Genomic DNA, 24,603 nt, shown 5'->3' on the forward strand with positions numbered 1-24,603 from the left:
GCGGTGTGCCGGGATCCACTCGGGTGAGGTTCGGAGCACGGGATGCATCGAAGTCCTTCGGAGTGCACAGGCTTTTTGGCTGACTTGGACAGCATATTGCCTGTTAGAGAGCTCATACGTATGACTTTTGTCGCTATAGGATCTAAAGATGGGCAAGGCGATAGTTGTTCAAGATCTCAAGAAGAGATACGGGGACGTCCAGGCGGTGGACGGTGTCTCGTTTGAGGTGGAGTCGGGGGAGTTCTTCGGCATCCTCGGCCCCAACGGAGCGGGCAAGACCACGACGCTGGAGATCTTGGAGGGTCTGCGGCAGGCCGACTCGGGCAGCGCCGAGATCTTCGGTCTCTCCCCGTGGCCGCGAAACCCCAGGCTTCTCCCGCGCATCGGGGTCCAGCTGCAGGCCTCGGCGTTCTTCGAACGCCTCACCGCGCGGGAGCAGATCCGGACCTTCGCTTCCCTGTACGGCGTGTCGCCGGCCAAGGCCGACGAGATGCTTGAGGTCGTCGGCCTCGCGGACAAGGCGAACACCCCGGCGGAGAAGCTCTCCGGTGGCCAGGCCCAGCGGCTCTCGATCGCCATCGCCCTCGCGCACGGGCCGGAGCTGGTGTTCTTGGACGAGCCCACCGCCGCCCTCGACCCGCAGGCCCGGCGCAACCTCTGGGATCTCCTCCGCGAAATCAACGCCGCGGGCCGTACGGTCGTCCTCACCACCCACTACATGGATGAGGCCGAGTCGCTCTGTGATCGGGTGGCGGTCATGGACCACGGGAAGATCTTGAAGCTCGGCTCCCCCGCCGTCCTCGTCCGCGGCCTGGACAGCCCCACCCACATCAGCGTGGAGCTCGGCGTGATCAGTCTCGCCGCGGCGAAGGAGCTGGCCGGCCCGGGGGACGAGGTCGCCGAGGACGGGATCTCGCTCACCATCGCCACCAGGAAACCGGCGGTGATCCTCTCCGAACTCGCCGAACGCGGAGCCCTCGCGGGGCTGCAAGTCCGCGGCGCGACCCTTGAAGACGTCTTCCTCGACCTGACCGGACGGGAGTACCGGGCGTGACCTCCTTGTCCAGCCTCTCCCGGGCGATGCTGCTCGGTTTCCTGCGCGACAAGACCGCGCTGTTCTTCACCGTGCTGTTCCCCCTCATGTTCCTGATGATCTTCGGAGTGATCTTTCAGGGGTCGAGCGCGCCCAAGACCGAGATACTCCAGGTCGGTGCGGTCGAGATCCTCGACAGCCTCCCCGCAGAGGCGAAGGGGATCATCCAGGTGACCAAGTCCACCGACCTGAACAAGGGGTTGGAGGACGTGCGCAAGGGCGATGTCGACGCACTCATCCGGCAGGAGAACAACCAGATCGTCCTGCACTACTCCCAGGCGGATCAGGTCCGCGCGGGAACGGTGCGCAGCATCGTCGACTCGTTCGTGCAGCGGGCGAATCTCGCCGGGCAGCCGGGGCGGTTCCAGCTCAGGCCGGAGCAGGTCGAGGACAAGTCGCTCAAGGCCATCCAGTTCTTCACACCCGGAATCCTGGGCTGGGCGATCGCGACCGGCGCCACCTTCGGCGCCGCGATGACCCTCGTCTCCTGGCGCCAGAAGAAGATCTTGCGCAGACTCAGGCTCTCCCCGGTGCGTACGACGACCATCGTCTCCGCCCGGGTCGGGGTGAGCATCGGGGTGGCGCTCCTGCAGACCGCGCTCTTCCTGGGGGTCGCGACGCTGCCCTTCTTCGGGCTGCAGCTCGCGTCGTCCTGGTGGGCCTCGATCTTTCTGATCATCGCGGGTACCTTGGCGTTCCTCGCGGTGGGCCTGGTCGCCGGGGCCGTCTCCAAGACGCCGGAAGGGGCGAGCGGGATCGCGAACCTGCTCGTCCTGCCCATGGCCTTCCTCGGCGGGACGTTCTTCCCGCTCGACGACGCACCGGGATGGATGCAGGCGGTCGCGAACTTCCTCCCGCTCAGCCATCTGACCGAAGGCATGCAGGACGTGATGGTCCGGGGTCTCGGGGTGACGAGCATCCTGCCCGAGCTCGGGATTCTGCTGGGCTTCTCCGTGGTCGTCTCCCTGCTCGCAGTCAAGCTGTTCACCTGGGACGACGTCTGACAGCACTGAGGCTCGCCCCGCGTCGGCGCGGCGAGCCTCAGAGTCGGTCTCCGGTTAGCGGACGACCTTGGTCTTCACGGTCTTGAGGAAGTACCACGAGTTGACGCCGGCGCCCTCGAGGTTCCGGACTTCGTCGTCGTTCTCGATGTCCACACCCTCGGGGATATCCCAGCTGTCGACGCCGAGCTTGGCGGTGACCGTACCCTTGGTGCTCTTCTTCAGCCGCACCGTGAGCTTCATCGTGTCCGACTCGCCCTTCTGCAGGACGTCCGGCGTCCAGCACCAGTACCCGTCGTCGAAGACGTCGCACTCGGCTTCGCCGCTCTCGTGTGTGAGCGTCACCGATCCGGTGGTGCCTTTGGGGAGCGTTCCGCCGAAGTAGTAGTAGTCGGCCTCGTAGGGGCCGAGGTTCGTGGCCTTGATGGTGTAGGTGATCTTGCCACCGCGCTTGACCGTCTTGGGAGCAGTCACCTTGACGGAAAAGACCGAGCCCGGTTCGTCCGCGGCCTGAACACTCGCCACTTGGGCGGTCGAGGCGGCGGGGGCGGCCTCCGCAGGCATGATCATGGACATGGCCACGAGGGGGGTGGCGAGCGCAAGTGCGGCGATCTTGCTGATCGGCCGACGCATGGGCGACTCCGTTGCTGCAATTGACAAAGGGATTCAAGGGGGTTGAATCGGCGGTCACGCCTGATCGCATCCCCTAGCGGTAGGAGATTCCTACCATCCTCGTCCGTAAGGGCGTCGGCACTCGGTAGTGATTGATGGAATCTGTGTCATATCTGTGATGCGTGCACCATCGAGAAAGAAAATATCGCTGTGGGTCACCGGTGATGACCCACAGCGATATTCGCATTGGTCGGATAACTCAGTCAGGACACTTACCGCCGCGGGAAGATCTTGGTCTTCACGGTGCCGAACCTGATGTCACCAAGCAGGCTCTCCGGGTCGAGGAACTCCTGCTCGAAGTCGGAGAACGTGACGCCCTCGGGGATGATGCCGGAGACCGCGCCCAGCTCTGCGGAGAAGATCCCCTTGGTGGACTTCTTCAGCCAGACCTTGAGGGTGACGGTGATGGACTTGCCCTTGGGGAGGACCTCTACGCCCTCCGCCGGGGGAACGAGAAAGCACGTCACCGAGCCGGCGCTGTAGTCACAGGCGCCAAGGCCTGTGGGAATGCCGTATACGCGCGCCTTGGAGTACTTGCCCTTCGGCAGCGCGGCTGCGAGCAATGCGAAATCCGAGCCGTACGGCCCGAGGTTGGTGGTCTTAATCTTGTAGGTGATCACACCGCCCTGAATGACATACCTGTTGTAGGTCACGTTGACCTTGAGCCGGGCGCTGGGGGAGGTGGTCTTGGTGACGCTCGGCGTGACCGTCGGTGATGCGTTCACGACGGAAGGTGCGAGCAGGAGCGAGCCCGCGAGGGGCACTGCAAGGGCGAAAGCGGCGATCTTGTTGATCGACCGATGCATGGGCATCTCCAGCGAAGAGTGATGGATTCCACCCGTAGAGGCCTGGATTCGGCCACTCACTCGGGGGTACTGGGGTAATTAATACCATTTTTCGCAGCCCTGTGCTTGTAGATATCGTATCAATGGCGATAAATGATGGAAATCTGGAGGCCAGACGCCACGCCGGGGTGGGAGGCAGGCCCAGGGCATCCGGACCTGGGCCCGGGGCGGGTGTACCGATGGGCTCACGGTGGGTGCTGATTGGTCGGATCTCTTCCGTGCGCATCGCCAGACGGATCCGGTCACATGACAGAAAGGTGTGAAGACGGCCGGGCGCCGGGTGGTACAACCGTTTCGCCGACTGGTATATGTTGGTGGTTCCTCTGACGGGCACGCTTTATATTGGCGACTGATTCTTGGGTGGCGGCGTGTTTCTGTGGAAATTGAGATGAATGTTCCGTGGCCTATCAAAAGCCAAGGCTGATTTTTGTCGAATGGAATTTTCCATAATTTCAATATTGTGATATGGGATCATATTCGGTGTTGTGTGATTGTGTGCCTAGAATTGATGGAAACCGGGGTGCGCTCGACGAGCGCCGCCTTCGTCGCCTGATGTCGCCACCGTGGGGTGCGCCGCGTTGGCAATGGGTGTTCATCTGGGATCCCCGTCGTGTCGGTCGTGTCGCAACTGAGCGATCCGGGTTTGGGGCGATCGCTAAGGCGCGAGTGGGTCCGGATTCAAATCGCAGGCGGGCTGTCTTTGCCGCGAAGTAGTCCCCGATGGCTTCCCGGACGGGGAGGAATGTCCAATTTGAGAATCTCGGGCGCTTGTCCAATCCGGGCAATCAATCCATTTATCCATGGGTGGTAGATGATTTATCGACACTGTCAGTAATTCATGTCAAATATCCTATAAACATCCGACGTTATGATCATTCGCGTCACACGGAAACCCCGCCTGTCCGAGGCGGTACCGGAGCGGGGCGGTACGGTCCGCAGCGTATTCCCGCCGTGAGTACAGAGAACTGCAAGTGGAACTTCAGTCAAACGCAAGTGGGGCATGACATCGTCAATGCAGCGAGCGGTGCGCGGGTTAAGCCAACCGGACCTGTGCGCCGCTCGCTGATCTCAGGGAACCGGTTCCAGCACCGAGTTGACCGCGGCGACATGCGCACGCCGTACCGCCCGATCCAAACCGCGAAGAGCCTCGTCGCGAACGGCGATCTGCCGCGAGGTCAGCCCGTGGTCCTGAGTGGCCAGCTTGAGCACCGACGCCAGGCGTTCGGCGAGCGCCGCCACCCGATGCGCCCTCGGCGGATAGCCGGGAGGGAGGGTGGAACCCTGTCGCCGGAGGGCCTGGGTCACCTCCTCCCGCCAGCCGGGGGCGGTGTCCGTCCGGAGCAGGGAGTCCGTCGTCTCGCGCATGGCCAGGGTGAGCGCGTACTCCGCCTCCGCGAGGGAGGGGACGTCGGGCGGGGTGGTGCTCGCCTCGAAAACCGTCCAGCTCACACCGACGTACGACGACCCGCGTCGGTCCTCCGCCGGCACCAGGCCGAGACATCGGTTGGGGAAGACCGCGGTGGCGGCTTGGCCCGCGTCGACCGCGGCCACGGTGAAGGGGGGCGGTCCGGTGAGGCCGAGCGGGTCGCCGGCCACCGGGAGCGACAGGCGGAGCGCCGTCATCCCCGACACCCGGAAGTCCGCGAGGGCTCGGCGAAGAGGGACGTTTTCTGCGGTGACGTGAGAGCCGGCGAGCGCTTCGATCTCGTCGACGGCCGTATCCAGCCCGACATGGCCGGAGAGCCAGGCGTTTCCCCATGAGACGAGGGTGGAGGATGTTCCCATGTGCACCGCTCCACGATAAGAGCTGATGTGGGTGGGGCGTATCCCCACGCGCTCGGCTCGTATGCGATCGTGCCTTAGGTTGACTTGGAAGGGCTCACAGAGAAGAGGTTCCGATGGGCGGCGAGGTGCTGCGACTCGACGATGTCGCGGTCCACCGAGACGGCGCGGCTCTGCTGCGGGGTATCGGGTGGACCGTCCATGAGGACGAGCGCTGGGTCGTCATCGGCCCCAACGGCGCGGGTAAGACGACACTGCTTCAGGTGGCCGGCGCGCTCATGTTTCCGACCGGGGGGACGACGGAGATTCTCGGTGAGCGTCTGGGTGAGGTGGACGTCTTCGAACTGCGTCCGCGGATCGGGATCAGCAGCGCCGCGTTGGCCGAACGGGTCCCGCCGGACGAGAAGGTCATCGATCTCGTGCTCACCGCCTCCTATGCGATCTTCGGGAGGTGGCGGGAGGAGTACGACTCGTCCGACGTCACCCGCGCGGTGGAGCTCCTCGATCAACTCGGCTGCGCCCATCTGATCAGACGGCGGTTCGGCACGCTGTCCGAAGGCGAACGCAAGCGGGTGCAGATCGCCCGGGCGCTCATGCCCGACCCTGAGCTGCTTCTCCTCGACGAGCCCGCCGCGGGGCTGGATCTCGGCGGCCGGGAGGACCTGCTCCAGCGGCTGACCGCGCTTGCAAGCGACCCCAAGGCGCCCACGATGGTACTGGTCACCCATCATGTGGAGGAGGTGCCGAGCGGCTTCACCCACGCGCTGCTGCTCCGGCGCGGGTCGGTGATGGCGGCGGGACCGGTGGAGCAGGTGCTGACCCCCGACCATCTGTCCAGGACCTTCGGCCTTCCGCTCACGATCGAGCGTGGGCCCGGTGGCCGTTGGTACGCGCGGGCGGAGTACATTCCCTAGAGGTGGATCAAGGCCGAGTACGGGGGCACCGGTGGGACCGCTGGAAGCACTCGCCGTTCTCGCGGCAGGTGTCGCGGCGGGCGGTATCAACACCGTCGTCGGGTCCGGGTCGCTCATCACCTTCCCCACGCTTCTCGCGGTGGGTGTCCCCCCGGTGGTGGCCAATGTGTCGAACACGGTGGGACTCGTTCCCGGCGCGCTGACCGGGACGCTGGGATACCGTGCGGAGCTGCGCGGTCAGCGGGCCCGGCTGGTCCGGCTGGGCGTCGCGTCGGCCGTGGGCGCACTGGTGGGAGGGCTGCTCCTGCTGCTCCTGCCCCCGGAGGCGTTCCGGTTCATCGTCATCGTCCTGATCGTGGTGGCGATCGTGCTTGTGATCGTTCAGCCGCGGTTGAACGCCTGGATGGCGTCGAGGCGGGAGTCGTCGCGTCGCCACGGCGGACCGTGGCTGTGGCTGGGTGTCCTCGGGTCCGGGATTTACGGCGGTTACTTCGGAGCGGCTCAGGGCGTGATGCTCATCGGGCTGCTCGGTGTGTTCCTCGACGACGATCTGCAACGGATCAACGCCGCCAAGAACGTCCTCGCCGGTCTGGTCAACGCGGTCGCGGCCGCGCTTTTCATTCTCCTCGCCGAGGTCGACTGGCGTGCCGCTCTCCTGATCGCGGTGGGTGCGGCGGCCGGCGGCGCGCTCGGGGCCCGCCTCGGCCGCCGGCTTTCGCCGACCGCGCTCCGTACGGTGATCGTATGTGTCGGGCTTTTCGCGATCGTCCAGCTCGCGATGGGTTAGCCGAACCGGCCACGGTCCGCATGACATATCCGGTACGGCGTGCGCCGACCGTCGTCCGTACCGCGTGATCCGGAACGGCCTGCGGTGGGTCGGCGAAGGTCCGTACGATGTGGCCGGTACGGCCTGCGGCGGATCAGTCGACGTCGGACGGCTCCGGGCGCACCTGGACGAGTCCGTCGTCGAGGATCCGGGTTTGGAAGGCCGGCTGCCGGGCGGTGGCGGGGCCGTGGACGACGGCTCCGTCGGTGATCCGGAACGTGCTGCCGTGCCAGGGGCAGATGATGCACTGGTCCCCGGCCTCGACGGCGATCCGGCCTTGGTGCAGCGGTCCGGCGAGGTGGGAGCATTGGTCGGCGAGGACCCACACCTCGTCGTCACGCCGTAAGACGAACAGGGCGATGTAGCCGAGTCTGCGCACCACCGGCCTGCCGTTGGGCAGGTCGGCGAGCTGGCACAGGTCGTGCCAGCCGAGAGGGACCAGGTGGGCGACGGATTCGGCGTGGTTGGCCCCGGCCGCCTGCCGGAAGGCCATGTGGCCGCCCAGGTATCCGCCAAGTCCGGCGACCGCGAGGCCGAGGAAGGCCAGGGTTCTGCCTCCCCGCTCGCGCCCGGTCAGCCGCAGGTACAGCGAGCCGCTGTAGAGCCCGAGGGCGGTGAGGTTGGCGGCCGCGTGGACGAACCCCACCCGCTGCTGTTCCCGGTGGAGTACGGACCAGTCGGTTATTCCCGCGGCCGCGGTGGGAAGCGCGTTCGCGATCCCCGTGGTGATCAGGGCTCGGGCGGCTCTGGGGTCGGCGTCGGTGAGGTCGAGCACGGCGGTGGAGAACCAGCAGCCGAGGCTGATCATCGCCAGGGGCGGGTGGATCGGGTGCCCGGCGAAGACGCCGTGCAGTGTGTCGCGCAGTCGGCCGGTCGGCAGGCGTTCCCGGACGATCCCGGCGATTCTGAGGATCGGTCTGTCCAGGGCCGGCGCGTGCTCCAGGTGGTCTACGAGATCCACCGAGGGCCTGAGCCGCCAGGGCTTGCGGGCTTTTCGGGTCTCTATGGCGTCGTCCACGGGCCAACCTCCTCACCCTCGGTCTACCCGGTGGCCGTCGAGGGACAACGCACCTTTTGGGAGAGATTGTGGTGAGTAGAGGGACTACAGGGGACTTAGGGGATCTCGTCAGGGGGCGAGATGTCCCCTGGCCACGGCCGTGTCCACCAGTTCGGCCGCATAGTCCCCCAAGGTCGGCGAACCCTCTCGGATGAGCTCAACCTTTTCCATCACTTGACCGGCCGTCACCTTGTACAAGGCCCAGGTCCCGCCCTCGGTGTGGAAGTTGGCGAGCATCGGGGCGAGCCGGTCCAGCGCCCTGGCGAAGCGTGCCTCAGGGGTCGCGCGCTCCTCGAACTCCTCCCACAGCCCGCGCAGCTCCACCTCCTGGTCCTTGGGGAGCAGGCCGAAGATCCGGTCCGCGGCGGCCCGCTCACGGGCCGTCTGGTCCGCGACGGCGGTCGAGTCGTAGACGAAGGTGTCCCCGGCGTCGATCTCCACCAGATCGTGGACGAGCAGCATCAGACCGACTCGCCGCAGATCCGTTCCCGGGGGTGCGTACTCTCCGAACACCAGCGCCATCATGGCCAGATGCCAGGAATGTTCGGCATCGTTTTCTCTGCGTGAGCCGTCGACAAGGGTGTTTCTACGGATGATCCGCTTAAGCTTGTCGATCTCCAGGGTGAACGCCAGCTGGGCGATGAAACGGTCCTGATCGGGCACGGTGGTCACCGCGTAAGCGTAGCCCCCCGTGATCACTGATCGTGCGCCGTCCCGGACGTCACCGGCGCGGGCGAGACACGGCGGACGCCGGTACCCCGTCATCGGTGGACGTCATCCCAGGCCCTTGGCCGTGCCCGGCAGTCGGCGACCCCCGTGCGCCGGGCGCAGCGCGGGCCTTTCAGCGGTGTCCCCACCCGGGCACGGGCGCCGATCACGCCCGCCTGGCCTGGCGCGATTTCAGAAAGTAGTTGAGCATAAGGATTTTGTGGGGATCGACAGGGAGCGCACCGTCTCGTGTACCGTGCCCTGGCGGGGGTCGGCGTGGCATGCTCAGAGCGCGATGAAACTGAATCCCTTGGGCGTACGCGCCGCTGCGATCACTCTGTCCGCCGCTCTGCTGACCGTCGGCTGCACACCGGCCGAATCCTCCGCGCCCGATCCGGAACCTACGGAGGCGGGGCCTCCGGCGTCCAAGCCGGCCGCGCCGGAGCGCCGTCCGTTCACCATCGCCTTCGGGGGCGATGTGCACTTTGAGGGTGTCCTGCGGACCAGGCTCAACGCCAACCCCAAGACCGCGCTCGGGCCCATCGCGGCCACATTGAGCAAAGCCGACCTGGCGATGGTCAACCTGGAGACCGCGATCACCACCGGCGGGACCCCGGCGCCGGGCAAACAGTACACCTTCCGCGCCCCGGCGACCGCGCTCACCGCGTTGAAGGCGGCCGGGGTGGACGTCGCGTCGATGGCAAACAACCACGGGATGGACTACATGGAGAGCGGTCTGCGCGACTCGCTCGCCGCGATCAAAAGGTCCAAGTTCCCGATCGTCGGCATCGGCCGGAACGCGCAGCAGGCGTACGCCCCCTGGCGGACGACGGTGAAGGGCAACAGGGTGGCGATCATCGGGGCCACCCAGGTGCTCGACTCGGAGTTCATTCAGGCCTGGACGGCGACCGAGACCAAGCCCGGCCTGGCTTCGGCCAAGGAGGAGGGGGCGCTGATCCAGGCGGTCCGGCAGGCGCGGAAGAACTCCGACACGGTCATCGTGCATCTGCACTGGGGGGCCGAGCTGGTCGCCTGCCCGACGCAGGTGCAGCGGGACCTCGCGCAGAAGCTGATCGCCGCGGGCGCCGACGTCATCGTGGGCGGGCACGCCCACATCCTGCTCGGCAGCGGGTACCTCAAGGGGCGTTACGTCAACTACGGTCTGGGGAATTTCGTCTTCTACAACTGGGGGCCGGAGACCGGTAAGTCAGGTGTGCTCACCTTGACGATCAACGGTCGCAAGGTCCTCAAGGACCAGTGGACACCGGCCAGGATCAACGGCGGTGTTCCCATTCCGCTGACCGGATCGGCCAAGCAGCAGGCCCTCGCCGGCTGGAACGCTCTTCGTCGCTGTGCGAATCTCGACGCCAGACCAGACGCCAGACCATAGGGGGCGCTATGCGGTGGAGGGTTGGACTGATGGCCCGTCGTCGCATCAGCGAGATCATCCAGCTGGGGGAGAGCGTCGTCGCGCCTTCACGGTCGGTGCGCCGGGCCGAGATGATCGCCGAGTGCCGGCCGTACCAGGACCATCTCGTCCTGGTGACCGGGGCGGGGAGCGGGATCGGGAGGGCCACCGCCCGGGCCTTCGCCGCGCACGGAGCCGAGGTGATCTGCTCCGACATCGACGGGGCGGCGGCCCGGCGTACCGCAGATGAGATCGTCGGTGGCGGCCGGAGGGCCTGCTCCTACGCGATCGACGTCTCGGACGCCGAGGCCATGACCGATTTCGCGAAGTCCGTCCGGGAGGACCGGGGGGTGCCGGACATCGTGGTGAACAACGCCGGAATCGTGGTCTCCGGGCCGTTTTTCGATCACTCGCTGGAGAGCTGGCGGCGTGTTCTCGACGTCAACCTCTGGGGGGTGATCCACGGATGCCGCCTGTTCGGACGGCAGATGGTGGATCGCGGCGCGGGCGGGCACATCGTGAACGTGGCATCCCTGGCGGCTTTCGTGCCCTCCCGTTCGCTGCCCGCGTACTCGACGGCGAAGGCCGCGGTGAAGATGCTGGGCGACTGCCTCCGCGCCGAACTCGCCGGACAGGGCATCGGGGTCAGTACGATCTGCCCGGGTTTCGTGGCGACCGGCCTCGTCCGGAACGGGGTCTTCGTCGGAGGAGATCAGGCGCTCGCCGAGCGGATGCTGGCCAGGAGGGGGTATCCGCCGGAGCGGGTGGCCGCGCACATCCTCCGTGCCGTCCACCGGAACCAGGCCGTGGTTCCGGTCACCCCGGAGGGGACGCTCGGCTACCTCATGTCCAGGATCTTCCCGGGGGCGACGCGTGGGCTCGCCAGGATGACCGGGGCGGAGGATCTCAACCGATACTTCCAGTCTCCTTAGCCATCACGCATCGGTCCTGGGAAAACGTGCTGGTACCGAGGGGTGTTTTGGTACCGTCGTGGCTGTTCGGTGTCGGGGGACCAGATCTCTGCGGTCCGTCTGGGCTCGGCGGGACGCCGGGTCGCGGGCCGGTGTGAACTCCTGTCTCGCCTTCACCGGAACGGTCGTTGCGGTGATGGACGAGGATCCCTGTCATCAGGGGCGGATCCTCGGCCTCGTCACGGCGAGGAGGTCAAGGACAGGGCATGAACCCGGTCGAAAACTCGACTGAGCGGGGCAAAATGGAAGACGTGTCCACAACTGTCTCCACCCCCAACGATCTCGGAGAATCAACTCCGTTACGGCGTCGGCCCGCTCAGCGAAGAAGCGCGCGGCGTGTCGAGCGGATGCTGGACGCGTGTGCCGAACTCATGGACGAGGTCGGCTACGACGTGCTGTCCACGACGAGGATCGCCGAACGCGCGGGGGTGGCCATCGGGTCGGTCTACCAGTTCTTCCCCGACAAGCGGGCGATCGCTCGCGCGCTGACCCAGCGGCATGTGGAGATGTTCGTGACCCGGGTCGGCAGACGCTTCATCACTGAGGAGTACCGGGGCTGGTGGGACGCGGTCGACGCGGTCATCGACGAGTACGTCGCCATGCATAGGAGCGTTCCCGGTTTCCGGTCCCTGCACTTCGGCGACGTCGTGGACCTGCACATGCTGGACGCGGTCTCCGACAACAACACGGTGATCGCCGGACGGCTGCGCGGGCTGCTCCTGGAGGAGTTCGGCCTCGCCGACAGCGATGAGCTGGATCTGGCCCTCCTGGTCGCGGTGGAGGCGGGAGACGCCGTACTCAAGCTGGCGTTCCGCCGCGATCCGCAAGGGGCGCCGGAGATCGTCGAGGAGGCCAAGGAACTCGTCCGCGGATATCTCTCCCGGCGACTCAGGCGCCGCTGAGTTCACCGCCCGCGTCGCAGGCTCACCTGGCGGGGGAGCTGCAGCGTCTGGGGTACGGGCTTCGCCAGGTCCAGCAGGATGATCTGCCCGACCCGCCCCCGGTTGTGGACGGGGTGTCTCCGTACGGCCCGCGGTTTCGCCCGCACGTCTTTTCGGAGCCGCGGATGAACGTGGCTGAGTTTGCGGGTTTTCGTTGATCTGTGTTGCTCGTCGGCCCGGTGGGGGATCGCGGGGCACGGAGAAAGATTGACCCAGGAGTGCGGCGCCCTCGCTTGGAGGGCGACGACCTCCAGTCTCGCCTGCTCGATCGCGTCGAGTCGTGCCGCTGTGTAACCCATGGTTCCGGGGATGACGGTGCAGAGCACAGCGGTCACGGCGAGAGCGAATGTCGTCTGACGCGATAGACCCATCGACGCTCCCCCTCGTGGTCACGGGAGGTGCCAGAGCGGCGCGTGTCGGCGCACACCGAGCCGACCGGATGCCGAACAGCTCGCCCCCGTCGGCTGGTCCAGATCATCTTTGAGCAATATGCCCAGTTCGTGAGGGGTCTACACGTAGGGTTAGTTTTCAGGTGCAGACTGCGATGGCTCTTCCCTGCCGGACTCCACGTCTGAGAGCGGCAAGATGGGTAGCCTCGGATTGTGGCACATGTGACACATGAGGACCTTGATCAGCTCCTCGAAAAGGCACTGCTTTTGGATGATCACGGCGCGCTGGCCAAGCAGCTCGTCGGTCTTGCCGAAGCATATGAATCCGGCGATATCTCGCGAGCGGCGATCTTCGTCCTCGCGGCGGAGGAGTGGCGTCAGGCAGGTCAGCCGGCTCGTGCACTCGAACTTTTCCAGCGGGCGCTGGAGGACGGCGGCGAAGCGGGCACCGACCCTCGGGCGGGTATCGCGGACACCCTCTTCGAGCTCGACCGGCCCGACGAAGCCCGGGAGGTCATCTCCGAGATCGCGGCCGGAGAACGGCGGGATCCGAGCACGATGCTCTATGTCGCCGAGACCCTGATGGCCTACGGCGACCTGGAGGCCGCGCACTCGTGGGCGACCGAGGGCGTCTGGCTCTGCGGAGGTGACGAGGACATGCGTGAGGCGCTGCTCCGGACCCGCTATCGCATTCGAGTCGATCTCGGTTTGCCGGAGGACGACCTCGACGCGCTTCTCGACACCGAGCCGTCGAAGCTCTCCAACCGGGGTGGAGGCGCCCTTGGCTGAAGATCCGTGAGGATACCCTGAGGCATGTGAGTCCACAGCGGAGAGGTCGGAAAACGGGTAAGTCACGGCGTGGCAGGCAGGATGTTCGCCGCCGGTCCACAGCCGAGGACGCCTTCGGACTCGTGCTCCGAGGCGCTCGCGACCTGTTGTCCGTACCCGATCCCGTCGAAGCCGAGCTGACCGCCTCTCTGCTCATCAGCCCCTGGTGGATGAGCAGGGAACGCGCGGAGAGCATGGAGGACGCCCTGGCGGACGGCGTCGTCGGGTACGCCGTGCGACAGCGCAGCCGGGAGGCCCTCGCCCTGCTGCGGGCCGTGTCCAAGCTTGGACCGCGGTCCGTACGGGCCAAAGCCGGTGCCGCCGCCGACGGGCTCTCGCGATCGGGGGTCGCGGAGCCGCCGTGGCGGCTGGCGGAACTCCGGCCACGGGAATGCTGGGTCCTCCTCGACACCTTCGGTGACGAGGAGGCGATCGTGGTCGACTTCGGGGACCACACCGTGGTCGTCCTGGCCGATCACAATCGGTTGGGTGCCGCCGTCGACGCCATGGTGGGGGAGAAGTCACGTGCGGCGGTCGCCCTGCTCGCCACGCGGATGACGGGTACCGCCGTCTCCCCGGAGGAGGCGGGGGTACGGCTGACGCGGGCGCTCTCCCGATCCAGACTGCTCGCCGTCGAGCTGCTGAGCGAAGATCTCTGTGAAGCCTGGGCCTTTCTGCTGCGCAGAGCCGAGGCGTTGCCCGGGGGAACCGAGTCCGAGGCGGGCCCCGCGGACGGGGAGGCGCCGGTCCGGGAGTTTCTCGGCTCAGCGCACGCCACCGGACTGCCCGGCGAAGCGGAGAGCCTCGCCCGTCTCATCGTCGGCCACGATCCCGGGCAGCCGGATCGGGTGAGCCCGGCGAAGGTCACCGGTTTTCTCCGTGACTGGCTTCCCGGTCATGCGGTGCTGACCGCCGCCCAGGAACAGGCGTTGCGCGAGGTACTGGAGGCGTGGACGCGGTTCGCGGGCGAACGGCGGGGGTTGCCGGCGTCGGCCGTACGACAGGTGGAGACCGCGATCCTGGAATGGACCGGCGAGCTCGACGAGCTGAACGCGCGCTATGCGGCCGGCGACCACGAGACCCTGGCCCGGCGACGATTCGCCGTCCCCTACACACTGCTCGGCGAAGACGCCTACGCCACGCTCGATCTGGCCGAGGGCCGGGACCGGCGGCTGCTCATCGAGATGGAGCATCCCCTGCAACGGGACGTCCTGCACGACCCGCAGGTCCAGGAGATCGGCGGCGTCAACCCGCGGCTGCACATCGTGGCCCATGCGACGGTCGCCGACCAGCTTTGGAACGACGATCCGCCGGTGGTCTGGCAGACCGCGAAACGGCTGATGAGCCAGGGGTATGACCGCAGGCAGGCCCTGGCGATGATCGCCGACGCACTGGTCGAGGACCTCCGGCACACCATCGCCGACGACCGCCCGCCGACCTCCGACGGCTACATTGAGCGCCTCAACGCCCTGCCGAATCAGGCATGATCTTCAGCGCCAGACGCCACACCGCGGTGTTGGAAACGACAGCGAGCCCTTGACCTGGTAGGAGGGCAAGGGCTCGGTCGGTGGAGTCAGGCTGCGACGTGTCCGATCGGGGTGACGGTGAGCGAGTCGCCGGCTTCGTCGAGGTCGACGAGGATCTCGTCGCCGTCGTGGATGTGGCCGGACAGCAGCTCCTTGGCGAGCCGGTCACCGATGGCCGACTGCACCAGGCGCCGGAGCGGGCGTGCCCCGTACACCGGGTCGTAGCCGGTGAGGGCGAGCCATTCCCGGGCCCCCGGGGTGACGGTGAGGGTGAGCCGCCGGTCGGCGAGGCGCTGCGCGAGGCGGTTCACCTGGAGGTCGACGATCTGCGCGAGCTCTTCGCTGCCGAGCGCGTCGAAGAGGATGACGTCGTCGAGGCGGTTGAGGAACTCGGGCTTGAACGAGCTGCGCACGGCCTTCATGACGGCTTCCCGCTTGGCGCCGTTCTCCATGGTCGGGTCCACCAGGTACTGCGACCCGATGTTCGAGGTCAGGATGAGGATGACGTTGCGGAAGTCGACGGTGCGACCCTGCCCGTCGGTGAGCCGACCGTCGTCGAGCACCTGGAGCAGGATGTCGAAGACCTCGGGGTGGGCCTTCTCGACCTCGTCGAGGAGCACGACGGTGTACGGCCTGCGGCGGACGGCCTCGGTGAGCTGGCCGCCCTCCTCGTAGCCGATGTACCCGGGCGGGGCGCCGACCAGCCGGGCGACGGAGTGCTTCTCGGAGTACTCGCTCATGTCGATCCGGGTCATCGCCCGTTCGTCGTCGAAGAGGAAGTCGGCGAGCGCTTTGGCGAGCTCGGTCTTGCCGACGCCGGTGGGGCCGAGGAACAGGAACGAGCCGGTCGGGCGGTCCGGGTCGGACACCCCGGCGCGCGCACGCCGTACGGCGTCGGAGACCGCTTGGACGGCGGGACGCTGGCCGATGAGGCGTTTGCCCAGCTCATCCTCCATCCGGAGCAGCTTGGAGGTCTCTCCTTCGAGGAGCCGTCCGGCGGGGATGCCCGTCCACGAGGAGATCACTTCGGCGATGTCGTCCGGGCCGACCTCCTCTTTGACCATGGTGCCCTCCTCGGGCATGGTCGTCTCGGACGCCTCGGCGAGCTCGCGTTCCAGCTTGGGCACCTCGGCGTACATCAGCCGGGAGGCGTTTTCGAAGTCGCCGTCGCGCTGGGCGCGCTCGGCGGCGCTCCGTGTCTCGTCGAGCTGTTTCTTCAGGTCGCCGACCTTGTTGAGGCCGGACTTCTCCCGCTCCCAGCGGCCGACGAGCCCGTTCAGCTCCTCCTGCCGGTTGGCGAGGTCTTCCCGGAGTTTGGCGAGCCGCTGCTTGGACGCCTCGTCGCTCTCCCGCTGGAGGGCGAGTTCCTCCATTTTCATCCGGTCGACGGCCCGCTGGAGCTCGTCGATCGCCACCGGCCGGGAGTCGATCTCCATTCGGAGCCGGCTCGCCGCCTCGTCGACGAGGTCGATCGCCTTGTCGGGGAGGAATCGGGAGGTGATGTAGCGGTCGGACAGGGTGGCGGCGGCGACCAGCGCCGAGTCGTTGATCTGCACCTGGTGGTGGGCCTCGTAGCGGCCCTTGAGCCCACGCAGGATCGCGATGGTGTCCTCCACCGACGGCTCGCCGACGAAGACCTGCTGGAAGCGGCGTTCCAGGGCGGCGTCCTTCTCGATCCGTTCGCGGTACTCGTCCAGCGTGGTCGCGCCGATCATGCGGAGTTCACCGCGGGCGAGCATGGGCTTGAGCATGTTCCCGGCGTCCATGGCGCCTTCGGCGGCACCCGCGCCCACCATGGTGTGCAGCTCGTCGATGAACGTGATGACCTGGCCGTTGCTCTCCTTGATCTCGTGGAGTACGGCCTTGAGGCGCTCTTCGAACTCACCGCGGTACTTGGCCCCGGCGACCATGGCGCTGAGGTCGAGGGAGATCAAGCGCTTGTTCCGCAGCGACTCCGGCACGTCCCCGGCGACGATCCGCTGGGCCAGCCCCTCCACGACCGCGGTCTTGCCGACCCCGGGTTCCCCGATGAGGACCGGGTTGTTCTTGGTCCGCCGGGACAGGACCTGGACCACCCGCCGGATCTCGGAGTCACGGCCGATCACCGGGTCGAGTTTGCCGTTGCGCGCGCTCGCGGTGAGATCGATCCCGTACTTCTCCAGCGCCTGGTAGGTGTCCTCGGGGTTCTCGCTGGTCACACGGGCGTGTCCCCGTACCTTCTCAAAAGCGTCGAGCAGCGCCTGGGGCGAGGCCCCGTTCTCCTTGAGGAGGGTCGCCATGGGTCCGCCGTCGGCGGCGAGGCCTACGAGGAGGTGCTCGGTGGAGACGTACTCGTCCTCCAGCTGCTTGGCCCTGGCCGCCGCGGTGTGCAGCACGGTGAGCAGCTGCCGGGAGCTGGCGGGCGCGCTCACGGTGGCGCCCTGGGCCTTGGGCAGCGCGGCCAGCGCCTCCTCGGTCTTGGCCCGGACATGTTTGGCGTCCGCGCCGACCGCTTCTAGCAGGGGTACGGCGGTGCCGCCGGTCTGGCCGAGCAGCGCGCTCAGCAGGTGCGCGGGCGCGACCTCGGGATTGCCGTCGGCCGCGGCACGCCGTACCGCTGCGGAGAGCGCCTCCTGGCTCTTCTGCGTCAACTTGTAGTCCATGCCCGCAAACCCTCCCCGTGATCTTGCATCACCCGGTGACGACGTGTTGTGCCCATGCCTTCGAAGACCTGCGCATGGGCGTGGGTGATAAAACCCGTCAAGCTGCAGGTGAGCGGTATGACCTCAGCAATATTTCTAGGCCGGGGGCAATTCATATCTGATCAATGCGCGGAGCATGGTCAGCTCTCCGCGGATCTGCGCCACCTCACTGCGGAGCCGGATGACCTCGTTCTCCAGCTCCAGGATTCGCTTGATCCCGGCGAGGTTGATCCCGTCCTGCTGGGACAGGCGCTGGACCTCACGCAGGAGAATGATGTCCCGCGTGGAGTACAGCCGTCCCCGGCCGGCCGCGCGCCCGGGCGAGACCAGGCCGAGCCGGTCGTACTGCCGGAGCGTCTGCGGATGCAGCCCGGAGAGCTGTGCGGCGACCGAGATCACATAGACCGGGGTGTCGTCCGCGAGGTCGAAGAAGTTGGCGTCCACCTGTATTCGCCTCCTTATTCGCCCTTCGCCTGCTCCAGCAGGCCTTCCCGGGGGTCGTGCTCAGCCGTCGACTCGCGGAAGCGCTCCAGCGCGTCGCGCGCGGTGCTGTTGATGTTCTGCGGCACCGTCACCTCGACGGTGACCAGGAGGTCGCCCTTGGTGCCGTCCTTGCGGGTGACCCCGCGGCCCCGGACCCGGAAGGTCCGGCTGTTCGGGGTGCCCGGCGGAATCCGGACGGTGACCGGGTTGCCGTGCAGCGTCGGAACCTTGATCTCCGCGCCGAGCGTCGCCTCGGGGAAGGTGACCGGCACGGTGAGCGTGAGGTTGTCGCCGGTACGGCCGAAGAGCCGGTGTGGCTTGACGTGCACCACGACGTAGAGATCCCCGGCGGGCCCGCCGTTCTCACCCGGGGCGCCCTTGCCCTTGAGGCGGATCCGCTGACCGTCCGCCACCCCGGCGGGGATACGCGCCTGGATGCTCCGGGTACTCTTCGCCCGTCCGCTCCCCTCGCAGACGAGGCAGGGGTCGTCGATGAGCAGACCCCGGCCCCGGCAGTCCCGGCACGGCTCGGAGAGCGAGAACCCCCCCAGGTTCTTGCTGGCGTGGCCGGTCCCCTCACAGGTCGGGCAGACCCGGGGTGTCGTCCCCGCCTTCGCGCCGGTGCCGCTGCACGCCTGGCACGCGGCCGAGCTGGTGAGCCTGAGCGAGACGGTCGATCCCTCGACCGCCTCGACGAAGTTCAGCGTCACCTCGGACTCCACGTCGGCGCCGCGCCGAGGCCGCGTCGTCGTGGTCGTCCGGCCGCCCGCACCCCGGTTGAAGAGCCCGCCGAAGATGTCCCCGATACGCTCCCCGGCCCCGGTGCCCGTCCCGGCGCCGTGCCCGCCGAACAGGTCGCCGAAGTCGAAGGGGAAGCCGCCGCGGGGGGCGCCGCCCCCCGCGTAGCCGCCCAGGCCCGAGCCGAAGAGCGACCGGGCCTCGTCGTACTCCTTGCGCTTGGTCGCGTCGGAGAGCACGTCGTAGGCCTCGGAGACCTCCTTGAATTTCTCCTCGGTCTCCTTGGTGCCCTTGTTGGTATCGGGGTGGTACTTACGCGCCAGCCCGCGATAGGCCTTCTTGATCTCCTCTTGGGTGGCGTTCTTTGGCACACCAAGGACGCCGTAGTAATCCTTCTCCAGGTAGTCCTTGGTGCTCATGGGCGTCCTTCATCTGGTTGCTGCTAGTTGTCAGTCTGATCGACGTCGCCGTCCTGCGCAGGCTCGGCGACGGCGACCCGAGCGGGCCGGAGCACCCGCTCGCCCACCCGGTAGCCCGCGAGGAACACCTCGATGCACGTCGGCTCGGTCACCTCCGCCGAGTAGCTGTGCATCAGGGCCTCGTGGATCGTCGGGTCGAAGGGTTCGCCCTTGGTTCCGAAGCTCTCCAGGCCCAGTTTGCCGAGCGTCGCCTCCAGGGACTCGCCCACTTTGGCGAATCCGCCGGTGAGCTCGCCGTGCTCGCGGGCCCGGCCGATGTCGTCGAGCACGGGCAGCAGCTCGCTGAGCACGTTCGACAGCGCCTGCTCCCGTACCGCGACCCGGTCGCGTTCCACCCGCTTGCGGTAGTTGGCGTACTCCGCCTGGAGTCGCTGGAGATCCCTGGTCCGCTCGGCCAGCCGGCTGTCGAGCGCGGCGGCGTCCGCGTCGGCGACCGGAGCCGCGGCGGCCGGTGCCTCGGCGGGCGCCTTCGCCTCCGCGCGGACCTCATGGGTCTCGGGATCGATCTTCCGATTGTTACGGATCACCGGTCCCTCCTGTTCAGGTCGATCCGACTTGGTGCCACTCACGCTGCGCCGCCCTCGCGCTTCGGCTTGTCCTCGTCGACGATCTCGGCTTCCACGACGTCCTCGTCGCCGGCACCCGGCCCGGCCTCGCCGCCCGCCTGGGCGCCGTCGGCTCCGGACTGCTGTGCCTGAGCATAGATCGCGGAGCCCATCTTCTGGCTGACCTGCGCGAGCTTCTCGGCGTTCGTGCGGATCGCGGCCGAGTCCGTGCCCTCGAGGGACTTCTTCAGCTCGGCGAGCGCCTCGTTGACCTCGGTCTTGATCTCGCCCGGGACCTTCTCGTCGTTCTCCCGGAGGAACTTCTCGGTCTGGTAGGCGAGGGAGTCGGCGTTGTTGCGGATCTCCGCTTCCTCGCGGCGCTTCTTGTCCTCCTCCGCGTAGGACTCGGCCTCCCGCATCATGCGCGCGATGTCGTCCTTGGGCAGCGCCGAGCCACCCGTGATCGTCATCGTCTGCTCCTTGCCGGTGCCCAGGTCCTTGGCGCTGACGTTGACGATGCCGTTGGCGTCGATGTCGAAGGTGACCTCGATCTGCGGCACGCCGCGCGGCGCCGGCGCGATCCCGGTCAGCTCGAAGGTGGCGAGCTTCTTGTTGTAAGCGGCGATCTCGCGCTCGCCCTGGTAGACCTGGATCTGCACGGAGGGCTGGTTGTCCTCGGCGGTGGTGAACACCTCCGACCGCTTGGTCGGGATCGTGGTGTTCCGCTCGATAATCTTGGTGAAGATGCCGCCCTTGGTCTCGATGCCCAGGGAGAGCGGCGTGACGTCCAGCAGCAGGACGTCCTTGACCTCACCCTTGAGCACACCGGCCTGGAGCGCGGCGCCGATCGCGACGACCTCGTCCGGGTTGACGCCCTTGTTGGGCTCCTTGCCGCCGGTCAGGTCCTTCACCAGGTCGACCACGGCGGGCATCCGGGTGGAGCCGCCGACCAGCACCACGTGGGCGATGTCGCCGACCTTGATCCCGGCATCCTTGATCACCTGGTTGAACGGGCCCTTGCACCGCTCAAGCAGGTCGGTGGTGATGCGCTGGAACTCGGCGCGGGTCAGCTTCTCCTCAAGGTGCAGCGGGCCTTCGGCGGAGGCGGTGATGTACGGGAGGTTGATCGAGGTCTCGGACTGGCTGGACAGCTCGATCTTGGCCTTCTCCGCGGCTTCGCGCAGCCGCTGCATCGCCATCTTGTCCTTGGACAGGTCGACACCGTGCGCGTTCTTGAACCGGGCGACGAGCTCGTCCACGACGCGCTGGTCCCAGTCGTCACCGCCGAGGTGGTTGTCGCCGCTGGTGGCCTTCACCTCGACGAAGCCGTGCCCGTCCTCGTGGCCCACGTCCAGCAGGGAGACGTCGAAGGTGCCGCCGCCCAGGTCGAAGACGAGGATGGTCTGGTCCTGCTCCTTGTCGAGCCCGTAGGCGAGCGCGGCGGCGGTCGGCTCGTTGATGATCCGCAGGACGTTCAGTCCCGCGATCGTGCCGGCCTCCTTGGTGGCCTGGCGCTGGGAGTCGTTGAAGTACGCCGGGACGGTGATGACCGCGTCGGTGATCTTCTCGCCGAGGTAGGCCTCGGCGTCCTGCTTGAGCTTCTGCAGGACGAACGCGCTGATCTGCTGCGGCGTGAACTTCTTGCCGTCGATTTCAATGGACCAGTCGGTGCCCATCTCGCGCTTGACCGAGCGGATGGTGCGGTCGACGTTGGTCACCGCCTGCCGCTTGGCCACCTCGCCGACGAGGACCTCACCGTTCTTGGCGAAGGCGACCACGGACGGCGTGGTCCGCGAGCCCTGCGCGTTCGCGATGACGGTGGGCTCACCGCCCTCGAGGATCGAGACGACGGAGTTGGTCGTCCCAAGGTCGATACCTACCGCACGTGCCATGAGTACGTCCTTGTAGTCAAAGTTGAGTTGGTCCGACGCAAGTTTGCTCGACGAACCATGGTTTGTCAAACAGCTTGAGCGTAGTCGACTCAATGCCGGGGCGCGCAAAATGGGCGGCCAAAGGGGTGAAGATTACTCTCCGGTGCCGTCGATGACCGTGCGGTTGCCGAGTGGGGCGTCCAACCGGATCGTCGTGGTCTTCGCCACGGCGATGTCGATGCAGGCGACGTTCTGCACCCGGGAGTCCTGACCCTCCCAGACCGTGACCTCGACGGTCCGGTCGTCCTCCACCACGTTCACCCGGTCAAGGGTGTAGCAAGGTTCGACACCGGAGGTCCAGGTCACCCGCAAGGTCCGTCCGTCACCCACCGGGACGGCACTCGTCCACCGGACGGGCTGGGGGGTGGTCGTGCCGCCACGGGGCTCGACCGGCGAAGCGGCGGGGGGCGCGACGGCGGACGTCGGCGCGGGGGCGCTCGTCGGCCGGTCGGGCTCGGAGCTGCTCGTCGCGGCGTCGGACCCGCCGCACGCGGCGGCGAGCGCCATAAAGGCGACCATCGTGCCTATCCTCAAACACCGCACCTAAGTGCCTCCCCTCACATGCTTCGACGCTTCGCCGTACCGCGGTGGTTCCCTCGGCGTGAAGGCGATGCCGGACTTCGGCTGAGTACAGGGTGACCGCTGTCCCCGCCCGAAGGGATACCCATCGATGACCGCTCCACCGGAGGTCGCCGATCCGGCCCGCTGGGTCGACGACGCCGCGCTGATCGAGCAGTCCCGAGCCGACCCCGATCGGTTCGCGTCGATCTACGATCGCCACTTTCACGCTATTTATCGCTACATAGCTGGACGACTGGGTGCCCAGGCCGCCGACGACCTCTCGGCGGAGACCTTCGTCACCGCGTTCGGGAAGCGGGAGAGGTTCGACCCCGCGCGTGGCGCCGTACGGCCGTGGCTGTTCGGCATCGCCACCAACCTGGTCGCACAGCACCGCAGGGACGAGATCCGGCGGTACCGCGCCATGGAGCGCGTCCCGGCCGAACACGTCCACCACGATCACGACGACGCGATCGACGCCCGCGTCGCCGCGGCGGGACGCCAGGGGGAGCTCGCCAGGGAACTGGCCCGGCTCTCCCGGGGGGATCGGGACGTGCTCCTGCTGGTCGCACTCGGCGACCTCAGCTACGAGGAGGTCGCCCAGGCCATGGGCATCCCCTTCGGCACCGTGGGCTCGCGCCTCAATCGGGTCAGGAAGAAGCTTCGCCTCGCGCTCGGAGGATCATGATGAACGATGAAATGTCCGCGGTGCGGAAGCTCCTCGCCGAAGAGCCCCCGTCCGACCGCGTCGTCGCCGCGGGCCGCGCGCGACTGCTCCACGCGCAGGACGGCAGAACCCGGCGCAGCCGTACGGCACTGCGCTCCGCGCGGTGGACCACCCTCGGGGTGGGACTCCTCGGTGCGGCGGCGGCCGTGACGATGGTCATGGTCAACGGCACCGCACCGGTCACGTCCGTCGGTGGGACGGACAGGCCTGTCGTCACCCAGCCGGTTCCGGCCAGGCTGTCGGCGAAGGACATCCTGCTCGCAGCCGCCACCAAGGTGGAGAAGAGCCAGGCGGACGGCACATACTGGCTGCTCAAGGTACGTACGGACTCACAGCGGGGCCTAGCGGAGGGCTATTGGATCGAGCAGTCCTACAGTAACGAGAACTGGATCGCACGGTCGACTTCGAAGTCGTCCTGGGGCATCACACAGAACTTGGGCGTCCGTCCCGCCACCCCGGCCGACGAGGAGGCGTGGCGGAAGGCCGGATCCCCGGACAGCTGGAAGATCGTCCACAAGATCCCGGCGGAGAAGGCGAAGATAGTGGGGAAGAAGACGTCGGAGGAGATCGTCAATTCCGCGGCGGGGAAACCGGAGGCGTGGAGGCTGGACGACGGTGGTCGCTTCGGGTGGCTCGTGAACGGACCGGTGACGGAGCAGGAGATTCGGCGGCTGCCCGATGATCCGGAGAAACTGCGAGCATACATCCAGGAGAAACTGGACAAGTTCGCCCGGAGCACCGGCTCTACCACGAACGTCGATTCGCCCCACCTCGAAATGTACTCCGAGCTGGGAAGGGTGATCACGGGTCTGCCGGTGACACCCGAGGTCCGGGCCGCTGCGTATCGCGCGATGGCCTCCCTGCCGGGCGTATCCGAGCGGGGAGAGGCCACCGACTCCCTCGGCCGGACCGGGCAGTTGATCGTGTTCCCGGCGCCGTTCCCCACCGGGGAGTACGAGCACCGGCTCCTCATCGACCGGGAGACCGGTGTGGCGCTCTGGTCGGAAACCGTCGTGGTCCGGCCCGACACCCAGGCACGTGAACCGCAACGCGCCGGGCAGACCCTGCACAGCACGCTGATCGAGAAGGTCGGCTGGACCGACGACGAGCCGGAGATCCCGGCCGACCAGCGCGGACCCGAGGACGCCAAGGGCTGATCGTCGCCTGAGCACGCCGCCCGAGTCGGCGGTGGAAGGGTGCGGCCGGGCGCCGCGCCGGCACCGGACGCCCCGAAGCGCTCCGCGCGGGCGAACCGGTGTGGCAGCAGCGACGCCCCCATCGTCCGCAGCGCCGTACGGCACACCCTCACGGCGCCCGGCCACCCTCGGCATTCCGCGAACAGGGGCATGAACGTGCCGATCACCATCGGTGATCGGCACGTTCGTCGTGGACGGGGGTGGCTGCGACGTTTCGTAGCTACCGCTCGGTAGGATCGAGAGCAGGGACAGGGGTACCTCGTCGATCGTGGAACGCCGCCGGGTCGTACCCTGGCATCCACCG

At 67.4% G+C, this 24,603-nt stretch carries 23 protein-coding genes; 11 read left to right on the forward strand and 12 right to left on the reverse strand.

Going from position 1 to position 24,603, the window contains the following annotated elements; translation table 11 throughout:
- The first annotated feature begins 148 nt into the window (after positions 1–148).
- The gene (locus RUR_RS36410) at positions 149–1,054 is read left to right on the forward strand and encodes an ABC transporter ATP-binding protein (protein ID WP_283139782.1); all 906 of its coding nucleotides are present in this window, start codon (positions 149–151) and stop codon (positions 1,052–1,054) included.
- Positions 1,051–2,097: an ABC transporter permease gene (locus RUR_RS36415; RefSeq protein WP_283139783.1), complete on the forward strand. Its 1,047-nt coding sequence runs from the start codon at positions 1,051–1,053 to the stop codon at positions 2,095–2,097. The genes RUR_RS36410 and RUR_RS36415 overlap by 4 nt, the downstream gene beginning before the upstream one ends.
- Positions 2,098–2,151: 54 nt before the next feature.
- Here RUR_RS36415 and RUR_RS36420 read toward each other — a convergent pair whose 3' ends face one another.
- From RUR_RS36420 to RUR_RS36430, 3 genes are all read right to left on the reverse strand, one after another.
- Positions 2,152–2,727 carry a hypothetical protein gene (locus tag RUR_RS36420; RefSeq protein WP_283139784.1) on the reverse strand — a complete coding sequence of 192 codons (576 nt, stop codon included), beginning with the start codon at positions 2,725–2,727 and terminating at the stop codon, positions 2,152–2,154.
- Between the two features lie 251 nt (positions 2,728–2,978).
- A complete protein-coding gene (locus tag RUR_RS36425) occupies positions 2,979–3,572 on the reverse strand; it encodes a hypothetical protein (RefSeq protein ID WP_283139785.1) in 594 nt (197 codons plus the stop codon).
- A 1,107-nt stretch (positions 3,573–4,679) separates the two neighbouring features.
- Positions 4,680–5,396 carry a hypothetical protein gene (locus tag RUR_RS36430; RefSeq protein ID WP_283139786.1) on the reverse strand — a complete coding sequence of 239 codons (717 nt, stop codon included), beginning with the start codon at positions 5,394–5,396 and terminating at the stop codon, positions 4,680–4,682.
- Positions 5,397–5,509: 113 nt separating this feature from the next.
- On the opposite strand from RUR_RS36430, the gene RUR_RS36435 reads away from it, so the two are divergent.
- Both RUR_RS36435 and RUR_RS36440 read left to right on the forward strand, forming a co-directional pair.
- Positions 5,510–6,307, forward strand: a complete 798-nt coding sequence (locus RUR_RS36435; RefSeq protein WP_283139787.1) for an ABC transporter ATP-binding protein — start codon at positions 5,510–5,512, stop codon at positions 6,305–6,307.
- 31 nt (positions 6,308–6,338) lie between these two features.
- On the forward strand, positions 6,339–7,094 hold the full coding sequence (locus RUR_RS36440) for a sulfite exporter TauE/SafE family protein (RefSeq protein WP_283139788.1): 756 nt from the start codon (positions 6,339–6,341) through the stop codon (positions 7,092–7,094).
- A gap of 133 nt (positions 7,095–7,227) precedes the next feature.
- Here the strand turns inward: RUR_RS36440 and RUR_RS36445 are convergent, their stop codons facing one another.
- Both RUR_RS36445 and RUR_RS36450 read right to left on the reverse strand, forming a co-directional pair.
- Positions 7,228–8,151 carry a Rieske (2Fe-2S) protein gene (locus RUR_RS36445; RefSeq protein WP_283139789.1) on the reverse strand — a complete coding sequence of 308 codons (924 nt, stop codon included), beginning with the start codon at positions 8,149–8,151 and terminating at the stop codon, positions 7,228–7,230.
- 108 nt (positions 8,152–8,259) lie between these two features.
- Entirely contained in the window at positions 8,260–8,862 is a 603-nt protein-coding gene (locus tag RUR_RS36450) for an HD domain-containing protein (protein ID WP_283139790.1), read from the reverse strand.
- A gap of 346 nt (positions 8,863–9,208) precedes the next feature.
- On the opposite strand from RUR_RS36450, the gene RUR_RS36455 reads away from it, so the two are divergent.
- The 3 genes from RUR_RS36455 to RUR_RS36465 all read left to right on the forward strand — a co-directional run bounded on the left by RUR_RS36455 (position 9,209) and on the right by RUR_RS36465 (position 12,179).
- The gene (locus RUR_RS36455; RefSeq protein WP_283139791.1) at positions 9,209–10,288 is read left to right on the forward strand and encodes a CapA family protein; all 1,080 of its coding nucleotides are present in this window, start codon (positions 9,209–9,211) and stop codon (positions 10,286–10,288) included.
- A gap of 29 nt (positions 10,289–10,317) precedes the next feature.
- Positions 10,318–11,238 carry an SDR family NAD(P)-dependent oxidoreductase gene (locus RUR_RS36460; RefSeq protein WP_283139792.1) on the forward strand — a complete coding sequence of 307 codons (921 nt, stop codon included), beginning with the start codon at positions 10,318–10,320 and terminating at the stop codon, positions 11,236–11,238.
- Between the two features lie 281 nt (positions 11,239–11,519).
- Positions 11,520–12,179 (forward strand): TetR/AcrR family transcriptional regulator, encoded by a 660-nt coding sequence (locus RUR_RS36465; protein ID WP_283139894.1) that lies wholly within the window; start codon positions 11,520–11,522, stop codon positions 12,177–12,179.
- Positions 12,180–12,181: 2 nt separating this feature from the next.
- Here RUR_RS36465 and RUR_RS36470 read toward each other — a convergent pair whose 3' ends face one another.
- A complete protein-coding gene (locus tag RUR_RS36470) occupies positions 12,182–12,553 on the reverse strand; it encodes a hypothetical protein (RefSeq protein ID WP_283139793.1) in 372 nt (123 codons plus the stop codon).
- Positions 12,554–12,820: 267 nt separating this feature from the next.
- Between RUR_RS36470 and RUR_RS36475 the strand changes: the two genes are divergently transcribed.
- Together RUR_RS36475 and RUR_RS36480 are read left to right on the forward strand one after the other, a co-directional pair.
- Positions 12,821–13,396 carry a tetratricopeptide repeat protein gene (locus RUR_RS36475; RefSeq protein WP_283139794.1) on the forward strand — a complete coding sequence of 192 codons (576 nt, stop codon included), beginning with the start codon at positions 12,821–12,823 and terminating at the stop codon, positions 13,394–13,396.
- Positions 13,397–13,518: 122 nt separating this feature from the next.
- Positions 13,519–14,922, forward strand: coding sequence for a DUF1841 family protein (locus RUR_RS36480; RefSeq protein WP_283139795.1), 1,404 nt, complete (start codon positions 13,519–13,521; stop codon positions 14,920–14,922).
- Between the two features lie 86 nt (positions 14,923–15,008).
- On the opposite strand, the gene clpB is transcribed toward RUR_RS36480, so the two are convergent.
- From clpB to RUR_RS36510, 6 genes are all read right to left on the reverse strand, one after another.
- The gene (clpB, locus tag RUR_RS36485) at positions 15,009–17,603 is read right to left on the reverse strand and encodes an ATP-dependent chaperone ClpB (RefSeq protein WP_283139796.1); all 2,595 of its coding nucleotides are present in this window, start codon (positions 17,601–17,603) and stop codon (positions 15,009–15,011) included.
- Positions 17,604–17,738: 135 nt separating this feature from the next.
- Positions 17,739–18,086, reverse strand: a complete 348-nt coding sequence (locus RUR_RS36490) for a heat shock protein transcriptional repressor HspR (protein WP_283139797.1) — start codon at positions 18,084–18,086, stop codon at positions 17,739–17,741.
- Between the two features lie 14 nt (positions 18,087–18,100).
- Positions 18,101–19,282, reverse strand: a complete 1,182-nt coding sequence (gene dnaJ, locus RUR_RS36495) for a molecular chaperone DnaJ (RefSeq protein ID WP_283139798.1) — start codon at positions 19,280–19,282, stop codon at positions 18,101–18,103.
- A 23-nt stretch (positions 19,283–19,305) separates the two neighbouring features.
- Entirely contained in the window at positions 19,306–19,869 is a 564-nt protein-coding gene (gene grpE, locus RUR_RS36500; protein WP_283139799.1) for a nucleotide exchange factor GrpE, read from the reverse strand.
- 38 nt (positions 19,870–19,907) lie between these two features.
- Positions 19,908–21,779: a molecular chaperone DnaK gene (dnaK, locus tag RUR_RS36505; RefSeq protein ID WP_283139800.1), complete on the reverse strand. Its 1,872-nt coding sequence runs from the start codon at positions 21,777–21,779 to the stop codon at positions 19,908–19,910.
- A 132-nt stretch (positions 21,780–21,911) separates the two neighbouring features.
- Positions 21,912–22,337 (reverse strand): hypothetical protein, encoded by a 426-nt coding sequence (locus RUR_RS36510; RefSeq protein ID WP_283139801.1) that lies wholly within the window; start codon positions 22,335–22,337, stop codon positions 21,912–21,914.
- A 151-nt stretch (positions 22,338–22,488) separates the two neighbouring features.
- Between RUR_RS36510 and RUR_RS36515 the strand changes: the two genes are divergently transcribed.
- Complete coding sequence (locus RUR_RS36515; protein WP_283139802.1) at positions 22,489–23,064, forward strand: RNA polymerase sigma factor; 576 nt, start codon at positions 22,489–22,491, stop codon at positions 23,062–23,064.
- The gene (locus RUR_RS36520) at positions 23,064–24,260 is read left to right on the forward strand and encodes a CU044_5270 family protein (protein WP_283139803.1); all 1,197 of its coding nucleotides are present in this window, start codon (positions 23,064–23,066) and stop codon (positions 24,258–24,260) included. Before RUR_RS36515 ends, RUR_RS36520 begins: the two co-directional genes overlap by 1 nt.
- Positions 24,261–24,603: the final 343 nt, after the last annotated feature.

The sequence above is a fragment of the Rhizohabitans arisaemae genome, assembly GCF_025996515.1.
Taxonomy (GTDB): domain Bacteria; phylum Actinomycetota; class Actinomycetes; order Streptosporangiales; family Streptosporangiaceae; genus Rhizohabitans; species Rhizohabitans arisaemae.